At 35.0% G+C, this 22909-nt stretch carries 20 protein-coding genes and 1 pseudogene; 19 read left to right on the plus strand and 2 right to left on the minus strand.

Annotation, left to right across the window (positions count from 1 at the left end):
* Nucleotides 1-25 precede the first annotated feature (25 nt).
* Entirely contained in the window at nucleotides 26-1336 is a 1311-nt protein-coding gene (locus IEY67_RS21435; RefSeq protein ID WP_183672334.1) for an ATP-binding protein, read from the minus strand.
* Between the two features lie 265 nt (nucleotides 1337-1601).
* Nucleotides 1602-2195, minus strand: a complete 594-nt coding sequence (locus IEY67_RS21440) for an HU family DNA-binding protein (RefSeq protein ID WP_183672335.1) — start codon at nucleotides 2193-2195, stop codon at nucleotides 1602-1604.
* A 298-nt stretch (nucleotides 2196-2493) separates the two neighbouring features.
* On the opposite strand from IEY67_RS21440, the gene IEY67_RS21445 reads away from it, so the two are divergent.
* The 19 genes and pseudogenes from IEY67_RS21445 to IEY67_RS25350 all read left to right on the plus strand — a co-directional run.
* Nucleotides 2494-3363, plus strand: a complete 870-nt coding sequence (locus tag IEY67_RS21445; RefSeq protein WP_122375423.1) for a glycosyltransferase family 2 protein — start codon at nucleotides 2494-2496, stop codon at nucleotides 3361-3363.
* 73 nt (nucleotides 3364-3436) lie between these two features.
* Nucleotides 3437-4597, plus strand: coding sequence for a DUF4934 domain-containing protein (locus tag IEY67_RS21450; RefSeq protein ID WP_229801167.1), 1161 nt, complete (start codon nucleotides 3437-3439; stop codon nucleotides 4595-4597).
* Nucleotides 4598-4608: 11 nt separating this feature from the next.
* Nucleotides 4609-5307, plus strand: a complete 699-nt coding sequence (locus tag IEY67_RS21455) for a glycosyltransferase family 32 protein (RefSeq protein ID WP_183672337.1) — start codon at nucleotides 4609-4611, stop codon at nucleotides 5305-5307.
* A 229-nt stretch (nucleotides 5308-5536) separates the two neighbouring features.
* Nucleotides 5537-7255 carry a tetratricopeptide repeat protein gene (locus IEY67_RS21460; RefSeq protein ID WP_183672338.1) on the plus strand — a complete coding sequence of 573 codons (1719 nt, stop codon included), beginning with the start codon at nucleotides 5537-5539 and terminating at the stop codon, nucleotides 7253-7255.
* Between the two features lie 120 nt (nucleotides 7256-7375).
* On the plus strand, nucleotides 7376-7732 hold the full coding sequence (locus tag IEY67_RS21465) for a DUF3244 domain-containing protein (RefSeq protein ID WP_183672339.1): 357 nt from the start codon (nucleotides 7376-7378) through the stop codon (nucleotides 7730-7732).
* Nucleotides 7733-7819: 87 nt separating this feature from the next.
* Nucleotides 7820-9388 carry an alpha-1,2-fucosyltransferase gene (locus IEY67_RS21470; protein WP_183672340.1) on the plus strand — a complete coding sequence of 523 codons (1569 nt, stop codon included), beginning with the start codon at nucleotides 7820-7822 and terminating at the stop codon, nucleotides 9386-9388.
* 21 nt (nucleotides 9389-9409) lie between these two features.
* A complete protein-coding gene (locus IEY67_RS21475) occupies nucleotides 9410-12109 on the plus strand; it encodes a glycosyltransferase (protein WP_229801163.1) in 2700 nt (899 codons plus the stop codon).
* A gap of 28 nt (nucleotides 12110-12137) precedes the next feature.
* Entirely contained in the window at nucleotides 12138-12755 is a 618-nt protein-coding gene (locus tag IEY67_RS21480; protein ID WP_122375417.1) for a lanthionine synthetase LanC family protein, read from the plus strand.
* The gene (locus IEY67_RS21485; RefSeq protein ID WP_183672341.1) at nucleotides 12752-13993 is read left to right on the plus strand and encodes a TIGR04157 family glycosyltransferase; all 1242 of its coding nucleotides are present in this window, start codon (nucleotides 12752-12754) and stop codon (nucleotides 13991-13993) included. The genes IEY67_RS21480 and IEY67_RS21485 overlap by 4 nt, the downstream gene beginning before the upstream one ends.
* A gap of 6 nt (nucleotides 13994-13999) precedes the next feature.
* Entirely contained in the window at nucleotides 14000-14737 is a 738-nt protein-coding gene (locus IEY67_RS21490) for a helix-turn-helix transcriptional regulator (RefSeq protein ID WP_122375415.1), read from the plus strand.
* Between the two features lie 157 nt (nucleotides 14738-14894).
* On the plus strand, nucleotides 14895-15071 hold the full coding sequence (locus IEY67_RS25470) for a TIGR04149 family rSAM-modified RiPP (protein WP_122375414.1): 177 nt from the start codon (nucleotides 14895-14897) through the stop codon (nucleotides 15069-15071).
* Nucleotides 15072-15194: 123 nt separating this feature from the next.
* On the plus strand, nucleotides 15195-15362 hold the full coding sequence (locus IEY67_RS21500) for a TIGR04149 family rSAM-modified RiPP (protein WP_221267838.1): 168 nt from the start codon (nucleotides 15195-15197) through the stop codon (nucleotides 15360-15362).
* Between the two features lie 114 nt (nucleotides 15363-15476).
* Nucleotides 15477-16919: a radical SAM peptide maturase gene (locus IEY67_RS21505; protein ID WP_122375413.1), complete on the plus strand. Its 1443-nt coding sequence runs from the start codon at nucleotides 15477-15479 to the stop codon at nucleotides 16917-16919.
* Nucleotides 16916-18076, plus strand: coding sequence for a TIGR04150 pseudo-rSAM protein (locus IEY67_RS21510; protein WP_183672342.1), 1161 nt, complete (start codon nucleotides 16916-16918; stop codon nucleotides 18074-18076). Before IEY67_RS21505 ends, IEY67_RS21510 begins: the two co-directional genes overlap by 4 nt.
* Before the next feature lie 12 nt (nucleotides 18077-18088).
* Nucleotides 18089-19261, plus strand: a complete 1173-nt coding sequence (locus tag IEY67_RS21515) for a DUF4934 domain-containing protein (RefSeq protein ID WP_122375411.1) — start codon at nucleotides 18089-18091, stop codon at nucleotides 19259-19261.
* 1 nt (nucleotide 19262) lies between these two features.
* Nucleotides 19263-20435: a DUF4934 domain-containing protein gene (locus IEY67_RS21520; protein WP_183672343.1), complete on the plus strand. Its 1173-nt coding sequence runs from the start codon at nucleotides 19263-19265 to the stop codon at nucleotides 20433-20435.
* Nucleotides 20436-20438: 3 nt separating this feature from the next.
* Nucleotides 20439-21293, plus strand: a complete 855-nt coding sequence (locus tag IEY67_RS21525; protein ID WP_183672344.1) for a glycoside hydrolase family protein — start codon at nucleotides 20439-20441, stop codon at nucleotides 21291-21293.
* A gap of 12 nt (nucleotides 21294-21305) precedes the next feature.
* On the plus strand, nucleotides 21306-22529 hold the full coding sequence (locus IEY67_RS21530) for a TIGR04157 family glycosyltransferase (protein ID WP_183672345.1): 1224 nt from the start codon (nucleotides 21306-21308) through the stop codon (nucleotides 22527-22529).
* Nucleotides 22526-22822 (plus strand): annotated as a pseudogene (locus tag IEY67_RS25350) (glycosyltransferase family 32 protein); the annotation flags it as partial. The gene IEY67_RS21530 and the pseudogene IEY67_RS25350, both read left to right, overlap by 4 nt.
* Nucleotides 22823-22909 lie beyond the last annotated feature (87 nt).

Raw genomic sequence — 22909 nt, forward strand, 5'->3', positions numbered from 1 at the left:
TTATTCAATGTTTTTGTTTGACAATTTACATGTCCTGCATTGACAAGCCTTTTATTTCCAATGTGTAATGCGATAATTGTTTTTTTATGGAGGCAACTTTCTCATATAGGCGAGCTATATTGATCTTATTTGGATTTCGCTTAACTTCAGCTATCAATGCCTTCCCTTCAAAACGGTTGAGGGCGATAAGATCGATTTCATTCTCTCCTTTGTTGTCCCAATAATTGCCGATGTCCGTAATATCTTCGCTTTCAGCAATCCTGTCTCTGAAATAGCGTTCCAGGATATATCCGCTGTACTGTTCATAGTTTTTTAAGATGAATTTTTCAAGCATATCATTTTTTCCCAGTTCAATCATAGACAGGTTTGGGAATATAAAACGGAACCAAAACATTAGATAATTATCATTCAGGCACCAGCGGCTGTTTCTGCTTTCCGGTTTTGAAAACATCGGTTTATTTCTGTTTATCAGGGAATATTCTTTTTCAAGATTAGCTAAATAAGCCCCTGTGTTTTTTCCTATAATCGAATCTACCTCGTTTTGCGCTGTCTTACCTGAAGCTATTAATTGCAAGATGGAAAAATAGGTTGCATATTCACGTCCGAATTCAGAAATAAGCAGATCGCGTCCTTCTGACAGGAACGGAGAATCAGGCCGCACCGTATAGTGAATCATTTTGTTGAATGTGGTAGCACCTGCTTCCATCAGTAAGGCAACATACTTAGCTACCCCTCCTGTTATGAGATAAAAAGCCAGCAGATCTTCGGGCGTATATCCCGGATTGTAATCTTTTAGTATCTCTTTTATCGTAGAAACATTGAATGGTTTTAGTATAATTTTAGATGTCAGGCGTCCGAACAACGGTTCTTTATTGTTTTCAAAAATCTTTTTCATCATGGAATAAATAGATCCGCAAGCTATGAAGTTTACCTTAGCTTCTTCCTTATATCTATCCCATATATTCTGGATATCGCTGAAAATGGAGCTGTTTATATTGTCAAACTCCTGGAATTCATCGATAATCAGTGTGAAATGAGTTTTTGTAGCGTAAATCATCAATTGCTCGAATAAGGTACGGAAGTTGTCCACCCGACCGAATATATCCAGCTCCAGGCTTTCTTTGATGTCCTGTTGGAACTGTTCGCATAAAAGTACTTCACTTTTGCGGGAAACAAAGAGGTACAGAAACTTCTCTCCCCTTACGCTTTCGAGCAGTAAAGCCGTTTTGCCGATACGGCGGCGTCCAACCATCACTGTAAAACAAGCACTGTTACGTGATTGCTCATTGATGTCCTGTAGTAGCTTTAACTCTTTTTTTCGATCGTAAAATTTCATGCGTGTCTTAATTTAATCCCTGTTAATTTAATGGCTATTACATTAACGGCTGTTACAAAGGTAAAAGAAAGGATATAGAATAACAAATTTTACGGCGACAAAATGGCGGTATGTCCTTGTGAAACGGTTAAATCTGTATTATTTGAATCGAATAATTCGAATTAAATAATTATATTTGCTGAAAAGAATATGTATATGGCAAAAGTGATTTGGCTTGAATCTGAAATTTCGCGGCGGTTATTTTCGCCGCCGCGAAATTTTGGATTTACAATGACCGAATATACATCGTTTGTTTCCCTCCGCCGATCTGAACCAGCTTGTTGCTGTCTATCAGTTGTTTCAGGTCTTTCAGAGCCATGAACCGGCTGTAATGATTTATCTGCACGCAGGTACTACAGTTGATACATTTGTTTTTATTCACCTCTTTCATAATATTCTCCAGCCGTTGTTCCTGTGTGAGTTTTTCTGTTTTCGCTTTTTTCACCAGTTCCAGTCCGGCTTCCCTTACCTGTTCTTTCAGGGAGGTTGCGCAACGGAAACTAACGGTGTCAGCTTCTGCGATGACTTTGGTTTTGCCGTTTTCATCCGTTACTGTCCGGCTTTTCAGCGTGGGGGTGAAATATCCCAGTCCGTCCAGTTCGATACTATTCCCTTCCGCCAGGTGAAACCCCATCCAGTAGTTAAGCGCTTCCAATACCCCTTTTACGTCTGCCGACGAGATCGTACTCGACATCGAGATCATCTTGCACATGTACTTTGTGTCGAGCGTACCCTGTGAAATGATCCGTGCATGCGGAATCTCCTTGTCTTCCCTGTCTCCCGGGACCGGTGTTTTGTACCATCCGAATTTTAAACTCATTACTATCTTGTTTTAAATGAATACCAGCCAAAACAAATTTTCATCCCATACACCCATTCATTCAATAATCATTGAACGAAAGGAAATCAATCATCAAACGAAAGAAGCATATATGTGTTTTATTCGTTTGATATATATCAAACGCAAAAACGTACGAATACAAATATAATACGGAATGGAAGGAATTGTACCGGAGATAGTATATATTAATGATATTCTCTCCTATAGAAAGGAATTACTGCGCTATAGAGGTTCATTATATGGAGAATTTATATAAATTGCGGAAAAATAATTCTTAATGCTTGTAAGCGATAAAAGCAAGACACTAGTATCTGTATTAATACCTGTTTATAATTCAGAGAAATTTATAAGGGAGACTGTCGATAGTGTTCTGGGGCAAACTTTGGTGGATTTTGAAATTTTGTTATTGGATGATGGTTCTGCTGATAAAAGTTCTGAGATCATAAAAAGCTATACAGACATTCGTGTAAAATATGTATCATGTACACATGATTTTATTAAAACTCTTAACCATGGAATTGATATAGCCAAAGGAAAATATATTGCTTTATTAGACCATGATGATCTTATGTTGCCCCATAGGTTGAAAGTGCAATATGAATATATGGAAGATAATCCCAATATTGTCGTATGTGGTGGATATATGTATTCTTTTGGAATGTATTCCCGATTAATGAAAGCACCGTTAACTCATTTGGATATTATAAAAACAATGATCATTCATTGTCCCATGATGAATCCAACCGGATTTATCCGGCGAGATGTGCTGATTGAACATAACTTGAGGTATTCGTATGGTTATTCTTTTGCTGCTGATTATAAATTATGGTCGGATATTGCTCAAATAGGAGAAATAGCCAATATTCCAGAAGTATTCACTTTATATAGAACTTATCCGGAACAGACAAGTATTAAGTATTTAGCAGAATCAGAAGAGGCAGCTGGGCGTATAAGATTAGAAATGGTAGAATATTTCATCTCATTAGTAAAAGAGGATAGTAAATATTATCCGGTTTTGATGAATCGTTTTCTGCCTGCTTTGGATGAATTAGGAGAAGAAGGTTTTTTTTCATCGAATACCTTGTTCCCTTTTATGCACGAATTAATATCGGGTTTACTGGAAAGAGGTGATATTGTATTTAAGTAGTTGATAGATAGTGTGATGAGTGAGTCTGATATCAGTCTGTTGGAATTAAGATAATTATATAAAATTGGATTTTATGGAACAGAGTAATGGATTTTTATTAAATCGGATTGTAAATTGCCTATGTTTAATCGTTTTTTCTTTTCTGCTATTCTCTTGTGGAAATAGAAAAGCGTCAGTGGAGGAGACTGCATGTGATAGTGTAGAGGTTCAAGCGGAAATCTCTTATCCTTTTTTAATCGATAAGTCGAATAAAAACGAACGTGAAATTGAGATTAACGATATAGCCAAAGTCTCCTATTTGAAATTAGGGACGGAAACAAAGAGCCTTATTCCGCGTAAATGGGGTTTTTCCGGTATTTTCTTAACCGACAAAGATTTGTTTCTCTCTTTTGGAGAAAATATTTACAGATTCGGTTTGGACGGTACTTTCCTGAATAATATAGGAAAACGTGGAGCAGCTCCCTTCGAGTTTACCTTAGGTGGTATTTTTTCCGTAAATGAAGAGACGCAAGAGTTGTTTTTGTTAGATGTGGCGCAGCAAAGAATCTCGGTCTATACTTATGGAGGGAAGTATCTGAGAAGTGTAAGGTGTGAAGAAAGATTTGATCGCTTTTATGTTTTGAACGATTCTCTGGCTGTTTGTTCGACGAATGATATCACGAATGACATTCGGGCTTTTACGATTTCTTTGCGAGATGGAAAAGTTGGCCGTGTCTTGTTGGAAAAGAGAATACTGGCGAATACCCAAAACTTGATGGTGAATATCGGAGCCTTTTCTAGGATCAATAAATTAGGAGACCGTATTTATTTATGTGTATCGACAAGTGATACCATATATGCTTATGATACAAAAAATAATATGGTGGATCCTATATACATCCAAAGTCCTTTGAAGACGGATGAGGATAAAGTGAAAACGGTCCCGTATCTGCAATTTGAATCCTCCCGGTTTGCCAGTGTATTGATTAATGATATTCCAATGTCAAATTTTACCTATTGGGTGGATAAAGAATCTGGGGAATGTTCAAGGGTAAAGATCCGTAACCGGGATCTGGATGATTATGTTCTGGCTTGGGGTACGAATCGGGATAATTTGGTATTTGATATTTTGGAAATGCCTGAATTGAAAAAGCGTTTGAAACAGGGCAAATTGTCAGGAGAACTAAAGTCTTTGGTTGAACAATCAGACGAAGAGGATAACCCTATCATTATGTTTGCTGAAATTAAAAACTAATATAACAAAATATGCTAATACCTAAAATTATACACCAAGTCTGGGAGGGTAAAGATGGGCCTCCTCCTAATTTTCTATTAGATGTGTCCCAAACATGGAAAGAACAACATCCTGATTGGACGTATGTCTTTTGGGATGGAGATAAGATAGATTCCTTTATGCGTACACATTCCGAATATGTGGACGTGTATGAATCTTACCGATATGCTGTCCAGCGTTGGGATATGATTCGTTATTTGATATTGTATGAATATGGGGGAGTTTATGCGGATTTGGATTATGAATGTATAGAACCGTTGGATGGTTTGTTGGAGAATGAGTCTTGTTGTTTGGCATCCGACCCGGAAGAACATGCCCGTATATTCAATAAATCCCATATTGTGACCAACGCTTTTATGGCTGTAGAGACCAAGCATCCTCTCTTTAAAGTAATATTGGAACATTTATTGTCGGATGATCCGGCTCAGTATGACATGAACGATAAGTTTAATTATGTACTGGAGACGACCGGTCCCTATATGTTGACCCGGGTATATGACAATTACGATTTCAAGGAAAAGGTCAGGTTATTACCAGCTTCTGTCATTTCGCCATTGACGAAAAATGAGGTAGCCCTTTGTATTAAAGGGTATATGTCGGATGAAGAATTGAAACGAAAGTTACAAGATGCTGTGGCAATCCACTATTTTTATGGTTCTTGGTATAGTTAATTATGGACGAAGAGTACAAGATCTTGATGAGTATAGTTGGTTTTGTAGCTTAATTGGGGGGATTTTTTAGGATGTTATTATCCTGAAAAACTATTATCAGTCTATTGATTAGCCATATAGATCAGGTCTTACATGCATTTGGACATAACCAATGTCTTCATGAATGTATTAATTTCTTTTGATCTTTTGAAAATAAAGTTCTATATTGCATTCTGTAAAACAGTTGTGTATGGCAAATAGACTTAAGCTAATACTAAATCTTCTGCTGCTGTTCTGTTTGGTAGCTTGTAGCAGAAATACAAATATCTCCCCTTTATTGAAAGAGGCAGAGGGATATATGAATGAAAGACCCGATAGTGCCTTATTACTTTTAGATAGTATAACACATCGGGAAGATATGTCAAAGGAGCAAAATGCTCTTTGGTGTTTGTTATATACACAGGCACAAGATAAAAATCGAATAGAACATACATCCGATTCATTGATACAAATCGCAGTCAAATATTATGAAAAGACAAACTTGAAGAATCGGAAGATGCAGGCCTATTATTATTGTGGCAGGGTTTTCCAGGATTTAGACGATGTACTTCAGACCCAAACGTATTATTTGAAAGCTTATGAAGTGGGAAAAGATTTGAAAGAATATTCTTTGTTGGGGCGTTTATGTGCTAATTTGGGTACTTTATATACTTTTCAGGGGCTTTATCGACCAGCTTTGGATGTCCAAAAAGAGGCTGCAGACTATTTTATGCAGGCTGAAGATAGTATTAGTTTATCTATGACTTATAGAAATATTGCTCGTATTAATGTGCAAGAGAATCAGTTAGATAGTGCAATAACTTATTATTCAAAAGCCTTATCATGTAGTTTTGCATCGCATAAATTCTATATATTTAATGAATTGGCAGATGTCTATGGACGAGTAGGTGATTATAATAATGGCTTGTCTTATGCTTGGAAAGCTTATTCACAAATTAAGACGGCTGATGATTCTTGTCTAGTGAGTCTGACTTTAGGAGATTTATATCTGAAATCTGGGAAAATGGATTCAGCTTACTATTATTTATCTTTTTGTCAAAAAAGTACCAATACGTATACATTGAGAGATACATATTACTCCTTGTCACAGTTGGAAAAGTCTAGGGGAAATTTAAACGCTTATGCTATTTTTCAGGAACAATATGATACATTTCGCGATTCAATAGATAGGCAGACATATATGGAGACTGTAGCCCGGCTACAGAGTATATATGATTATCAACTTATCGAAAAAAAGAAGGAATACTATAGACAGGAAGCAAACCGTAAAACGAATTATTTGTATGGACTTTTTGGGGGAGGCGCTTTATTTTTGTTGGTGACAGTTTGTATCGTTTTTTATTTGTTTAAAGAAAAGAAGAAAAAAGAAGAACAACTGAATCAATCATTGCGTCGTCAGGAACAGAAATATAGAGAAAGCCTGCAATATCTGGCGGAACGAAATGCGGCAATAGCAGAATTAGGACAAAAAACAGAAATGGCAGACGACTTGAAAATACAGTTAGATATGGTGCAGGGAGTTATCAATGAAAAAATGCTCGAACGCGCTTCCTCCCCTATTGCTGGCATAGATCGTGGTAAAATATTTTTTGCATCTGATTTGTACCAAGGATTGCATACAAAATGGGAGATTTTGGACAACGAACGCTGGCCGGAGGTAGTTAAATGGATTGATCATGTGTTGTATTTAAATTTTACATATAAGATAAAAATGATGTATCCCGGAATTTCGGAAATGGACTTACAAATATGCTGCTTGACAAAATTGGGTATTTCGGTTACCCGTATGGCAGCTTTATTGCTTAGGACCAGTCAGGCAATATCTCTTAAAAGAAAAAGATTATATGTGAAATTGACACAAAAACAGGGGACAGCGCAGGATTTTGATGAGTATATTCTGTCTTTGTAACTTCTTGTATATCTTTGTTTATTAGATGTTTATACGTTGTTACATTTTTGTTACAGTGTAATCTTGGTAGTATCTTTTGTAACTTCTACTTTTGGGCAAACATATTTAAAAGTTATTGCCATGAAAAACTATTGTATTTTAATTTTAACTATTCTAATGATGGGCATATTTCCCCAAATTGCGTTAGGAAAGCGCATTCATGTGGAGGGAAGATGGGGGGATAATATTATTCGAACAATTTTTCCTAAAACACCGGAAGTGTCTGTGAACGGCTCTGTTTTATCAGTCTATTGTCCAGATGCTATATCAGATTTAACGATAGAGGTGGTTAGTGCCGACGGGAATGTGATTCTTAAAGAAAGTGTAACCATCTCTTCCGGAGAAACAGTTCGCTTTACGTTGGGTGAGATAACCGGAACGTATCAGGTTCGTTTAAATCATGAATACGGTTATTTGGTGGGAGATTTTGCTATGTAGTGGAACACATTAGAGAATATGCCACAAAATGCATCCAATCTGAAGCCGACTTTTATCATTATGATGCAGGGACGTTTGGGAAACCTGATGTTTGACTATGCGTTATTGTTGAGTATGCGATCAAAGTATCCGGAGCATGAAGGGTTCTTGTATAGGGACAAAGATGCTCCGGGTAAAACGGGTTATTTTTACGAATTGGAGAATATTTTTAATATCCCTGCCTCTGATTTTGCATCGGAAGAGTTAATGACTCATATAAAATCTTTGCCTCCATCTTTGATACAGTATGTGTGGGAGAAAGATTTTGCATGTAGACCTTCTATTTCATTAGATGGTTTTTTAGTTACGATTTGTATAGGATATTGGCAGACTGAAACTTCTTTTGATAATGTTAAACCTAAAGTTCGAAAAGCATTTTCCTTTAACAGCAATCTGTTAAACGGGCCAACCAGGCAGTTAGCGGAAAAATTGAAATTGCAGAAAGCTATTGCTCTTCATGTCCGGCGTGGTGATTATCTGGACTCATCTCATGCAGATATGTTTATCAATATTTGTACGGTCGATTATTATAGGGAGGCTTTAATTATGATCCGCAACCATGCAGGTAATAATTTACCTCTTTATTGTTTTAGTGATGATCCTGATTGGGTGAAATCGAATTTGCATTTGGAGAATTGCGTTGTTGTCGACTGGAATCACGGAGACGATAGTTGGCAAGATATGTATTTAATGTCTTTGTGCCGTCATAATATTATAGCCAATAGTACATTTAGCTGGTGGGGGGCTTGGTTAAATGGGAGTAGAGATAAAATAGTTATAGCACCTTATCGCTGTTTTAATACAATGCTCACTCCGGAAATCCATCCGGACGAATGGATTTCCATATATCCGAAAGGCTATGTAAAGAATGATTTTGTCTGGAGTTTGGAGAAAAATAAAATATCGATAGAGCAAGACGGACTTTTTTATGGGAAAATGGGGGTTGTTGTTTTCTTGTTCCATTATGCATTTATTCGTCAGGATGGATTTTATGAAAATATAGCAATAAACCTGATCTCGGAGATTTTTTCTCAGGTGAATTTACAGACATCTATAGACTATGCGAATGGATTATCCGGTATAGGTAACGCTATAGAATATTTGTATCAAAATGACTTCATTAGTGGAGACATCAATGAGATACTCTGTGATTTTGATTTATTGTTTGATGATATTCTGGCGCAGGAACATAATGGGGTTGATTGGGAAAGTAATCTTTTAGGGTTGGTACGTTATTATCGGTTTCGCTTATCGGGAAAATATATTGATCCGAAAAATGAACGGACAAAAAAGAATAAATTGAATTTGTTTTATTTGCTGAATTTGTTGAAAAATAAGCGGCTGGCCTCTTTGCTTAATAATGAAGATATTATATCTGAATTATATGAATTATCATTTCTGAAGCTATATCCCCTGCAAGTAAATAAATTATTAGGTTATTACTTATTCTTTTCAGAATATGCGGGAGATGCTTTGATGCAAAAGGCTGCTAAGATCAATCAGGAACGATACTCTGCAATAAAATTAGGAGAAACACCAGGCTTGATGGGAATGGCAGGGAAGGAACTTATGAGGTTGTCGCCTGAGTCAAAAGTTAGTTGGATAAAACTTTTATAATAATGTAAACTTATAAATACCATGATCGATATATCCGTCATAATGCCTGTCTTTAACGAAGAGAAATATCTTCATGAAGCAATTGATAGTATACTGCATCAGACCTTTGGTCGTTTTGAGTTTATTATTATAGATGATGCCTCTACTGATAATTCATTGGCTATTATTCAATCTTATGCAGATGAACGTATTGTTCTGATTTGTAATGAGTATAATATGGGAAACTATCCTTCCCGTAATAAAGGATTGGAAATCGCTGTTGGGAAATATATTTGTGTCATGGATGCAGATGATGTAGCTTATCTCCAAAGGTTTGAACTCCAATATAAGTATCTGGAAACTCATCCGGATATTTTGGGAATAGGAACAAATTTTGTTTTCTCGAAGCCGGAAATGAAAAGGCCTTTACCTTCTTCACATGAACAATTGATGATCGATTTGCTTCAGAATAATACTTTTTTGCACTCTTCATTGATGATAAGGACTAATGTGATGAGAAAGTGTGACGGATATGATGAAAAATATGTCTATTCTTCAGATTATGATCTTATGTCACGGCTGGCATTATCGGGGAAGGTAGAAAATTTGCCGGGTATATTGATGATGTGCCGTTGGCATGCGTCTCAGATTTCCCAGTTGCATAGAGATGAACAGAAAGCATATGCGTATGATGTACGCCGTAAATATCAGATTGAGTTTATAAACCGATATAAGAACACTAATCAGCAAATGCCGGACGAGTGGACTGTCGGTATTCCGGAGATTGGGCGAATTATAGCATTGTATACTTATGCGAGTCATACCGGAGATGTAATTTACGAAAAACAAGCCGATGAGTTATTAGAGCAATTATTGGAAAATGATGTGGAAATCGTTCCATCTTTAGGGCAGGAATGTAGTTATTGTAGCTTGGGATGTGGTCTTATATATATTTTGCGTAACAAATTTGCTAAAGGTGAAGAAAATGAGATATTGACGGAATTGGATACGCGTTTGTCAACTCTTAGTATAAATTGGAATGAAGAACAAAAAGATTCTTTGTATGGTTGGATACATTATTTGACACTTCGGGTAGATGTTCAGGAAGAGAGTACGGTCACTCTGGTTAATAAACAAAACTTAATCCAGTTTCTGGATCGTCTGGAAGAGATTGAAATAATAGATGACAGTTTATTGAAAGATCTTCGGAGAATAGATGCTTTGGGTATCTTTCCTGAGAGGACAAAATGCTTATTGGGGGAGAAAGAAATTACCTGTATAAACTGTAATGAAATAGATGAATCGTTAGATGATATTGTTACGTTCGTAATTCCGGTCCGCATCGATTCGTCCGAACGGAAGGAAAACCTTGACGTGGTTTTAGATCAGTTATCAAAACGTAAACAGAGTAAAATAATAGTACTGGAAGCCGATAAGGATTCCAAATATAAAGTGCCTGGAAATTACCCGAATGTGACATATCGCTTTGTGAAAGATGATAACTCCATTTTTTACCGGACAAAATACCTGAATGAATTATTGCGCGAAGCTGATACTTCGATTGTCGGTATATGGGATACTGACGTAATAGTACCGGATGATCAAATAGATTCTTCTATAGCCGATATTCGGAATAGGAAAGCGGTGATGAGTTTCCCTTATGACGGACGTTTCAATTTATGTTCAATGGAGGACAGTTTTGTTTTTCGCGACAACCGTTTGATCGAATTTCTGAAAGGAAAAGAGCATTCTGATTGTTTTATTCATTCTGTTGGTGGTGCTTTTCTTGTACATAAAGATTATTACCTGGAGGCAGGAGGGGAAAATGAACATTTTTATGGTTGGGGAATGGAGGATCTGGAACGTGTAAAGCGGATGGAGATATTAGGATTGCCGGTTTCGCGTGTAACTGGAGCTTTATATCATTTGTTTCATTATCGCTATGAAAATTCACGTTTTTATAGTTCAAGACTAGAAGAAGAGAGCCGTGAAGAATTTCTCAAAGTCTGTGGCATGTATAAAGATCAATTGAAACATTATATACAAACATGGAAAGATGTAGCTCTGAAATATGAAAATAGAGTTTATCTACCATCGGATATGCATGCCAGGACTCCTTTTCTGGCTAATTATTTTTGTTTGATGGAAAGCTATCATATGGCTTTTGTGATAATTGCGAAAAATGCATCGTCACATTTGAGGAATGTACTTGCATCATCTCTTTATGGTTTTTATCCTAATCAGGGTGGCGCTCATAGCCTGGTTGGCTATGATGATGCGAGTCCCTATTTGTGTCCGGTTTCAAAGATGCAGGAAAAAGAGAAAGAATCTGGTAAAATGATCAAATTTGCTGTTTGGAGAGATCCTGTTGAACGATTGGTCTCTTGCTACAAACACTTTTGCCTGGAGAAAGCAAATCGTTTCTATTTTCGGTATTTAGCTCTGTTTGAAGATAATTCATTTGATCGTTTTATGGAGTTTGTCCGGTTTGAGTTAGGGAAAAAGAATCCTTTATCTCAGGATGAACATATTCGCAGACAGTCAGACTATTATCATCCGGAAGATGTGGATTATATTGTTCCGATCCATAAACTGAATCAATTTCTGGAAGAACATGGTGTACCTGTTTTGAAGAAGTCTGCAAATGAAACATCTGTCGGTTTTCGATTGACAGACCGGAATCATATAGAGGAAATAAAAGAATTGTATAAAGCCGATTACAAAATAAAATTAACGTATTGACTTGATACTAATGTATATATGACTTCATATGGAAAAAAGTAAAAGTATATTATTGCAACAGATAGCTAATCATCTGATAATGAATTCAAGTTTTTTGACAGACTTGAGTTTATATCACGGCAAGACAGGTATAGTATTGTTCCTTTACAACTATGCACGGTATACAAAGAATCCTGTTTATGAAGAATTTGCAGGTGAATTGTTAGATGAAATATTTAATGAAATCCATGATAATATTGGTCCGGACTTTGAAAATGGATTATCCGGCATCGGATGGGGTGTACTGTATTTGATAAAAAATCAGTTTATTTCCGGGGATCCGAATGATATATTGGAAGATATCGATATGAAAATGATGGAAGTTAACTTACTGAAAGTTAGAAATAACTCTTTGGAAAGAGGAATAGCCGGTTTTTCTGTATATCTTTCTTATCGATTGTCTTTTCAGGAGGGTCTTTCTTATTTCGATACAGATTTTGTATCTGATTTACAAAAAGTGATTTCTGACAAAGGGATAAATGTGGAGTTTGATTTATATTCTATCATAAATCAGTGTACTTATTCTTCTGTGGATGAAATAGGGATAACTTCATTAGGATTGTGTAAGGGATATGCAGGTTATGGACTTAAATTGATGGCAGGATGAAAAAACATGTGTATCTTTTTGATGAAAGCAGTCGGGCATCTACGTACGGGGTTGGTACGTATATCCGGCAAATAACAGTTTGTCTGACAGATATATCAGAATTGACAGTACATGTCGTTCATATAGGTGCGGATGTAGAGCATTTTGAAATAAAAGAGATGCAGGGATATGATTTATATAATATTCCGCAATACTGTATTCCTATGGAAGGAAAGACAAATTTTTACCAACGGAATATTTACTATCTTATACGTTCAAATTGCAGCTGTTCTGACAGTGACAAGTTTATTTTTATGTTTAATTATTCCCATCATATTTCTTTGATCAATCATTTAAGAGAAGGATTCCCGGGCAGTTGTTTCTATTTTGTAATACATTATCAAAACTGGTGTTTCAGTTTAAACGGGGATGTAGCACGTTTTAAGCATATTATTCATTCAAATGATATTTCGACTTTACCCTCTTCAGAACAAGAAGTCTATAATTCGTTTCTTAGGGATAAAGAACTGTATCAAATTGTTGATAAGGTTATTTGTCTATCCGAGTTTACTCTTTCATTATTGGCTGAAGAATATGGTGTATCCCGTAATAAACTTATGCTGATTTATAATGGTCTGCAAGATGAGAGAAAGATATTGGCGGTGGAGGAACGCAATCTTCTGAGGAAGCAATATCATTTTTCTTCCAAAGAGAAGATTGTTTTGTTTGTCGGACGCTTAGATGTAATAAAAGGGATTGATACGCTCATTCTGTCTTTTAAGGATTTACTGCAAAGAAACTGCAATTACCGATTGCTGGTTGTTGGGGATGGAGATTTTTCTTCCCGCCTAAGTCGGTGTGGAACAGATTGGAATAAAATAACTTTTACGGGACGTTTAAATAAGGAACAATTATATGACTTTTATCAAATAGCAGATATTGGTGTTATGCCTTCCATGCATGAACAATGTAGTTATGTCGCTATCGAAATGATGATGTTTGGTTTACCTATGGTTGTTTCGACAACACCCGGATTAAAGGGCATGATGCGAAATGGAGATTTTGGTTATACATTTGATATGGAAAAAGACAGTGAAAAATCGAAAAATGAATTGACCGATCTGATTATAAAAGTATTGAAGGCTCCTTTGCGGAAACGGGAGAAGATGAAAAGTTTATCACGTTCTTCATATGAAGAAAAATATTCAGTGCAAGAGATGCAAAAAAAATATTTGAATTTAATATTTCCGGAACAATAATATAGTATGAAACAGACTTCTGTCATTAATCAATATTTTGAACAACTTTCTTCTATTGCATCTGAAAGCTTTTATGTGCTGGATGTGTTGCAAAGATCAATATGCTATGCCAAGCCTGACGATTTATTTCTATGTGGTTTCTCTACGGAGGATGTTTTGAGGTTAGGATATGATTTTTATTCTGAAGTAATCTATTCTGACGATTTGCCATTGTGGATAGAGATGCGTGAACTTATTTTGCAATACCTCAAGGCTTTTGAGGAAAAAAGGGATGAAATTGATTGTTTTTCATGTACATTCCGTTTGCAGCGTACCTATTCTTTTAGTTCACGGCCTTTACCGCAAATGGTCTATCATCGGATGAAACCCATTTGGGCGGATAATGAATTGCGTTATTTGATTTGTTGTGTGGAAAGTTCAACTATTGGGGAGGTTGGAAATTTGTGCCTGCATTATAAAGATGGATTGACATACAGTGAATACAATTTCGTAACCAGACGTTGGAAGCAAAAAGTAAAAGAGTCGCTTACTGAACGCGAAAGGGCGATACTAATGCTTGCTCAACAAGGAAAAAGTTCAGCAGAAATAGCTGATGACTTATGTAAAGGACATAACACTATACGAAATCAGATAAAGGCTCTGTTTTCTAAATTGAAAATACACTCCATGCAAGGAGCAATTGAGCTTGCTCGCAATTTTCGCATGATATATCCAAAACAGGGTACTGGGGCAAAAAAACATTGATACTTTTTCAAAAAAAAGCAAAGCATAACCTAGGGCATTGAATAATAATGGTAGGGGAAATTAAAATAGACTCAATTGGGCTAATTGCGGTTTAAAATCAGATGTTAACTTTGTTACATATAAAAGTTTCATATTAATCTTAATACCATTACAGAAAATGAAAACTTTAGGTAAAATTAAGTTGAATGAGTTTAGAAAGTCTGAACTGGAGAAACGTGAACTGAATACTTTGCGTGGAGGATGTAGTTGTAAGAATTATTGTTCTTGTTCGGGCTCTTCTGATTATGAGAACACTTCGTCAAGTTCGAGCAGCACAAAAAATAATTCATATTAAATTATTAAATTTGATTCTAGACGTGACTGAGTATTATAATAAACATCTTCAATTAGTGATATTATAACTGATTGAAGACAAAAGTATTAAATCATTTTGTCAAACTTAATATCACAAAAGAAAATGAAAACATTAGGAAAACTTAAATTGAACGAATTCAGAAAGTCTGAACTAGAGAAACGTGAACTAAACACTTTAAAAGGTGGATGTAGTTGTAAATGTGCCTGTGGTGGAGGTTGGGATTATGCGAACACTAAGGAAGGTACGAATGGTGCAGGACGTGCGTATTAATGCCTCATAAGGTAGGACCTAAACTTGATTTGTGTTACATAACTTACGAGTCTTATAATAATATCCCCAACTATAAGCGAGGTAGTTGGGGATATAAACATTAACTAATCTATCATGATTCGAACACTCATTCATGCCTCAGAAAATGATAATTTATATATCTATGATCATCAATTCAGATTGTCGATATTAGTACATCCAGAATTCAGGAAAGCTTATGAAGGATCTCCGGATGTTCATCCCTATTATTTGAAAAAATATGAATATTTAAGGAAACAAGGTTTTTTCTCAAAATCTAAACCGGTCAATTTTGGTACAGTTAACGAGTCGATGATAAAAAACAATATGGCTGAGGTTCCTCAGATTGTTTTTGAAACAACAGACTTTTGCAATTTGAATTGTACGTATTGTGCATTGGGTGATGTTTATGAGGGATTTGATGTAAGAAATCAAAAAAAAATTAATACAGAGCATGCCATTACTTTACTGAAATATATTTTAGATATAAAACACAAAAGTAAAAAAAATCAACTCTATATAAGTTTCTTTGGTGGTGAACCTCTTTTTAATGGAGATTTTATAAAACAGATAGTTGAAGTTGCCAATTTACTGAAATCAGAAAAAGAAATAGAAATTAGGTACACTATGACTACAAATGCAACATTACTAAATAAATATATACCCTTTTTGGTTGATAATGAATTTGAGTTACTTATAAGTTTGGATGGGAATGAAGTGAATCATAGTTATCGTTCTTATAGAGGAAATAAAAAAAACTCTTTCGAAAAGGTTATTGAAAACATAGATATGCTTCAAAGGGATTACCCTGAATATTTTATAAATCATGTAAATTTCAATGCTGTATTACATAATCGAAATTCAGTTAAAGATATCTATGAATTCATTTATTCAAGATATCATAAAATCCCAAGAATTGCAGAATTGAATCCCTGTGATGTGAGTCCGAATAAAGAAGAACTTTTTAACAAAATGTTTCATGATAAAAGAAAAAGTGAGGCTGAGTATATAAAAGATCAATCTAATCATTTACCTCATGAGGAAATGTTACAGTATAAGGAATTGACCGATTTTTTAAAAAATTATTCGATAAATTATTATGTTTCAAATATAATCGACTTATTCCCAGGAGAAAAAAAATATCTACCAACTAGTACTTGTTTGCCTTTTTGGAAAAAATTAATGTTGACTACAAACAGTAAATTAGCGTTATGTGAAAAAGTTAGCTATCACAAATTAACGGTGGGAGAAGTTGGAGAAACGGTAATGATAGATGTTCCGAAAATTACCCGTCAATACAATTTTTATTACGAGCATGTGAAAGAAAAATGTCAGCAGTGCTATGCAAATAAGTCTTGTGATATCTGTATGTTTGTTATGAATAATAGCAATTTGAATAAATTGGATGCAGAAGAGTTTAAATGTGAAGGTTTCCATGATCTAGGTACATTTGATCGTAAGCTACATCGGGTTTTCTCTTTTCTTGAAAAGTATCCGGAAGATAATTTATCAATAACAGAAAATGTAGTAATTGTATGATTTCTAAAAAAAGTTTGACAGATTATTGGTTCAAAATAGAACCGTATGTACATATTAGTATTGTTAATAATTGTGCTTTATTGTATAATACATTAGATGGCGCATTCATTGAAACAGATAAAATCGAAGTTATTGAATTATTGAATGGAATACTTCAGAAAGAAAATTGTGGTGTTGTTTTATTAACTTCAGAAAGGTATCAACAACAAGATATTAAAAGATTTATCAATGAACTCTTAAAAAAATATATGGGGGATATTATTGATGTTGATTTATCTAAGGGTAAACCTGTTCAAATATTACCTTATTTTAATTATTCAGATACCCAAAAAATATTTAAAAAACATAGTTTTGCATCAGGGAAAAAGATTCTTATATATTTATCTGAAATCACTATTTATGTCGATGATAGTAGCGATATAAATAGTCTTATTTCATATTTGAAATCCTTACCGGTAAGTACAACAATTAATATTATAGGATATTTAGAAAATATTGAAAATTACAAGATATTATTATCTTTTTTGAATCAACTTTCTTCATTGAAGAATATGATATTTCCATATACTAATATAATATCTTTACAACCAGATTTTGAGAATGATTTTTTGTATTCAATATTGGTTCGATTTCCTGTAGATATGTCACAGTGGAATCATTCAAGGCAAATGTTGCTTGATCAAACTTTACCATTTGAATATATTTTTGAGGTCTCGTCATCTGATGACTATCAACAAGCAAAGGTACTTGTAGAAGAATTTAGTATTGAAAAATATCAGTTAAAACCAGTGTATACAGGTGATAATATAGATTTTTTTAAAGAAAAAGTTTTTCTTTCTAAAGAAGATATTTTATCAACGTCCATGTCTATTAATGATTTCTTTACAAATCAATCCATGAATATTTACGATTTTGGAAAAATCAATATTATGCCTGATGGTGATATTTATGCCAACATCAACCATCCGGTATTAGGTAATATAAAGACACACAGTATCTACGATGTTATCTCTAAAGAATTGGAAGAAGGTAAATCATGGCTTCGTGTACGTAATCAGCAACCATGTGACACTTGTCTATATCAATGGCACTGTCCATCTCCTTCCAATTATGAAATAGAGATTGGTCGTCCGAATCTTTGTCATGTACAACCATAACATCAATTGTTTATGAAAAATCTAAATTCAATTTTAATTTTCTTCATGGTCATAGCGGCAGGATGTGGAGAGAATAAACAACTGGCAGATGATTTCATCATAGTTGATGTTACGGCTAGTTATCCTTATAAAAAACTGATTCTTCAGGATTTCATGGATGTTGAATATATACCGTTGGAAACAAATGATGAATTTCTTTGTCAGGGAAATATCCAAGCTGTAGGTAAAGATGTTATAGTTGCGACAAACAGGATAGGGGGACGTGATGGAAATATTTTTATCTTCGATCGGAAAGGAAAAGCATTGAAAAAGATAAACCATAAAGGACAGGGTGGTGAAGAATATACAAGCTTTGTACAGATAATCTTAGATGAAGATAATGCTGAAATGTTTGTTAACGATATGTATGCGAAAAAAATATTAGTGTACGATCTGGAAGGGAATTTTAAACGAAAGCTCTCGCTAAAAGGAGATTTTTTGTTTGGTGAAATATACAATTTTGACCAAAACAATTTCATTTGTCATGATGTCTTAAATGAAAATAATTTTACTGAATCTTATACTGGTCAGTCATTTATGTTCATCTCGAAACTGGATGGTGGTATTACCAAAGAGCTTCAAATTCCATTTAAAGAGAAGAAAACAATTGTGGTAAGGACTCCGAGGGATAAAGATGGGAACTTTTTTGTTTACATGCCTCCATCTGTTTATCCTATAATGCCTTATTTTGATAATTATATACTGACAGAGCTTTCTGCAGATACATTGTACAAGTATTCCGCAAACCATACGATGAAGCCTTTTATTGTAAGGACTCCATCTATTCAATCTATGAATCCTGAAAAATTTCTTCTACTGAGTCTACTTACTGAACAATACTATTTTATGGAAGCAATTGAAAAAAAGATGGATTTTTCAATTATTGATTTAGTATATGACAATCAGGAAAAGGCTCTATTCAGGTATAAAGTGTATAATAGTGATTACATAAATGATAAAGAAGCCTACTTGAAATCAACTCCTTTAAATGGAGAAATTCCATCCTGTCAATATTTAGAGGCTTGGGAACTTGTTAAGGATTATAAAGCTGGTCGGTTAAAAGGAGAATTAAAAGAGATTGCTTCCAAATTGGGAGAGGAAGATAATCCTGTAATCATGTTGATCAAACATAAAAAGTATAGATAACATGAAAAGAATAATTTCAGCACAGATAATTATCCTTTTGATAATAGCAATATGTGGGGGATGTAAACGGTCTGGTATCCATAAAGATAACTTCATCACTGTTGATGTCACAGCTAGTTATCCTCAGAAAAAACTGGTACTTCAGGATTTTATGGATGTAGAATATATTCCATTGGAAACAAATAATGAATTTGTTTGTGGAAACTATGTTCTAGCAGTGGGTCGTAATCATGTTATTATGACAAATCATGACAATGATGGAAACATTTATATTTTTGACCGTAGTGGAAAAGCCTTGAGGAAGATAAATCGAAAAGGACAAGGAGGGGAAGAATATAACATTTTATCACGAGTTGTATTGGATGAGAACAACAATGAACTGTTTGTCAATGATATGTATGCTAAAAAAATATTAGTCTACGATTTGGAAGGGAATTTTAAACGAAAGTTATCGACCAGTGAGGATTTCTTGTTTTTTGATATGTATGATTTTGATCAAGAACATTTAATTTGCCATGATTCTTTTAATAATAATAACTCTCTTGCTTTCCATACAGGACAATCGTTTATGCTAATATCAAAACTAGATGGTAGTATATCTAAAGAAATTCAAATTCCTTATGAAGAGAAAAAGTCAATTGTAATGAGGACTCCTAAAGATGAAAAGACTGGAATGTATAGTGTATTTATGCCTTCATCTGTCTTTCCTATAGTTCCTTATTTTGATGATTATGTGTTGGATGAAATTTCAGCTGACACAATATATAGTTATTCATCAAATAACACGATGAAGCCATTAATTGTAAGAACTCCTCCTATTTGTTCTATGGCTCCTGAACGATTTCTTTTGTTGAGCTTACTTACTGATAGATACTATTTTATGGAAATAATTGAAAAAAAGAGACTGTTTCCATTTTCCAATATAGTATATGACAGGCAGGAAAAGGCTCTATTCAGTTATAAGGTATATAATAGTGATTACACAGATGAAGAAGAAGCCTTCTTGAAATCGGTACCTTTAAATAGAGAAATCCCATCCTGTCAATACTTAGAAGCTTATAAACTTGTAGAGGATTACGAGGGAGGACGTTTAAAAGGGCGATTAAAAGAAATTGCATCCAAATTAGGAGAGGAAGATAATCCTGTAATCATGTTGATCAAACATAAAAAATAAGATATGCAACAATATCAGTCTATGACAATGGAAGAACAGTTATCCCAAGTTGCCAACATGCTTTTGTTAAACGGTACATTAACAGAATCCCCGGGGTTGGTACATGGCAAAATGGGGGTGGCTATTTTCTTTTTTCATTATGCGCAGTATACCGAAAATATGTTGTTTGCCGATTATGCTGTAGATTTGATTGGAGAGATGCAGAATCAAATACATCTAAACAGTCCAGCTGATTATGAAAAAGGTATAGCAGGCATTGGGGTAGGGATTGATTATCTGATCCGTAATGATTTTTTACTTGTAGAAGATGATATTTGTGAAGATTTTGATCAAAGAATGGTTCGTGCTGTGATGTACGATCCCTGGCAAGACTTTAGTATGTATGACGGACTAACCGGATATGGACGTTATTGGATTTCGAGATTGCGTTATCAAGAACCGGCAGTCCAGGCACAAGAGTGTTTAGGATACATTGTTCGATTGCTTGAAGAAAATCTGGCGGATATTCCTTCTGAAGAACAAACAGATGTGTATTGTTTTTTGTATGATTTGCAAAGAATATCAGGATATGAGAGTTGTAACGGATTGTTGGAACAATGCCGGAAATGGGAGGCTAAAAACTCTTTTTCCCGTTTGGAAGATTCCACAATCAGCAATTTCATTCGGAAAGTCCAGAGTAGTCGGTATCTTAACGATACAAATCAGAATGAAATTGATACGATCTTAAACCAAATTGAAGATTTGGATACTGAGAAACCGCCAGTCAGTATGGGACTTCTTACCGGTTATGCCGGTGAAGGACTTTTACGATTGGAGGCGCTCCGTAAAACGGACCATTCATGGACATTCCTCCTTTAACCTAACAGCAAAATGAATCTATATATTTTCAATGAAACACGCCGCGGGGCAGTATTTGGTATCGGAACTTATATCCGAGAGTTAATAGCTACGCTAAAAAATAGCCATATACGTATTTATTTGGTGAACCTGCTTTCCGACAAACCGCAGATAACAATGGAAGAAGTAGACGGTATCCGGTATTGGTATTTTCCCGAACCAATACCGGATATACGGGTTTCGGAGCCTTCTGAACAAAGACAGATGTATTTCCATAATATTGTTTACCTACTTCAATTATATATACAGGACAAAAACAATTTATTGTTTCATTTGAATTTTCCTCAATGTGGAAGTTTTGCTGATGAATTGAAAAATACATTCGAATGCAAAGTTGTTTCGGTAGTCCATTTTTCTCACTGGGGATTTACTGTTTTTGATAATCTGACACGATTGCGTAGCATTTTAAACGAAGTAGATTCCGACAGCTTCGGTGATGAAGTAAAAAAAATGTTCGAAGAGGAAAAATCATATTATTCAAAAGTAGATCATTGTATTTGTTTATCTGAATACATGCATGAAATACTGTGTCAGGATTATGAATTGGATACTAAAAATATAACTGTCATACCAAACGGTTTAAGCGATGTGCCTGATACCTCTGTCGATTTTGACTTTTTACGAAAGAAATGGAATATATGTACCGGAGAAAAAATAATTCTTTTTGCCGGTCGTCTTGACGAAGTGAAGGGCATTCGTTATTTAATTAAGGCATTTTGTGAGGTAGTGCAGATATGTCCAGAAGCGCACCTGATAATAGCAGGTAGTGGTAACTATGACACTTGCCTTCGGGAAGCAAAGACGGTCTGTACAAAAATAACGTTTACCGGATTATTGGAAAAAGATGAGTTGTATGAGCTATATCGCATTGCAGATATAGGTGTAGTTCCTTCACTGTTCGAACCTTTCGGATATGTAGCCACTGAGATGATGATTCATGCATTACCTTTAGTTGTTACTGCTACCTCGGGACTGAACGAAGTGGTAGATCATACTTGCGGACTGAAGATATCCCTTACGGAACTGCCTGATAATACCGAAATAGACACTGTGCTTTTAGCACAAAAAATACTGTATTTGCTCTTGCATCCTACGGAAGCAAAAGAAATGGGGGAAAATGGAAGAAAAAGATATCTGGCGAATTATTCTGCTGAAATATTTCGTCGGAATATGATTCATTTATATTCATCATTATGATACCCAAAATAATTCATCAGATTTGGGAAGGACGTACCGAATATTTGGGAGATACGTATAAATCATTAGGTGAAACGTGGAAAAAATTCAATCCGGATTGGAAATATGAGTTTTGGGACGAAAACCGGATGGACAATTTCATATACGATTACTTTCCCGAAATGATCAGTATCTACTTCGGATATCCGTACGGTATTCAACGCTGGCATGTTATCCGTTATCTGATTCTTTATAAAATTGGAGGTTTGTATGTCGATTTCGATTATGAATGTCTGGAACCTTTTGATAAGTATATACAGGATGAAAGTAATTGCTATTTTGCGATGGAGCCGGGACAACATTGTTGTTTATACGGCAAAAGTATCTGTTTTAATAATGCA

It is taken from the genome of Parabacteroides faecis, assembly GCF_014647375.1.
Taxonomy (GTDB): Bacteria; Bacteroidota; Bacteroidia; order Bacteroidales; family Tannerellaceae; genus Parabacteroides; species Parabacteroides faecis.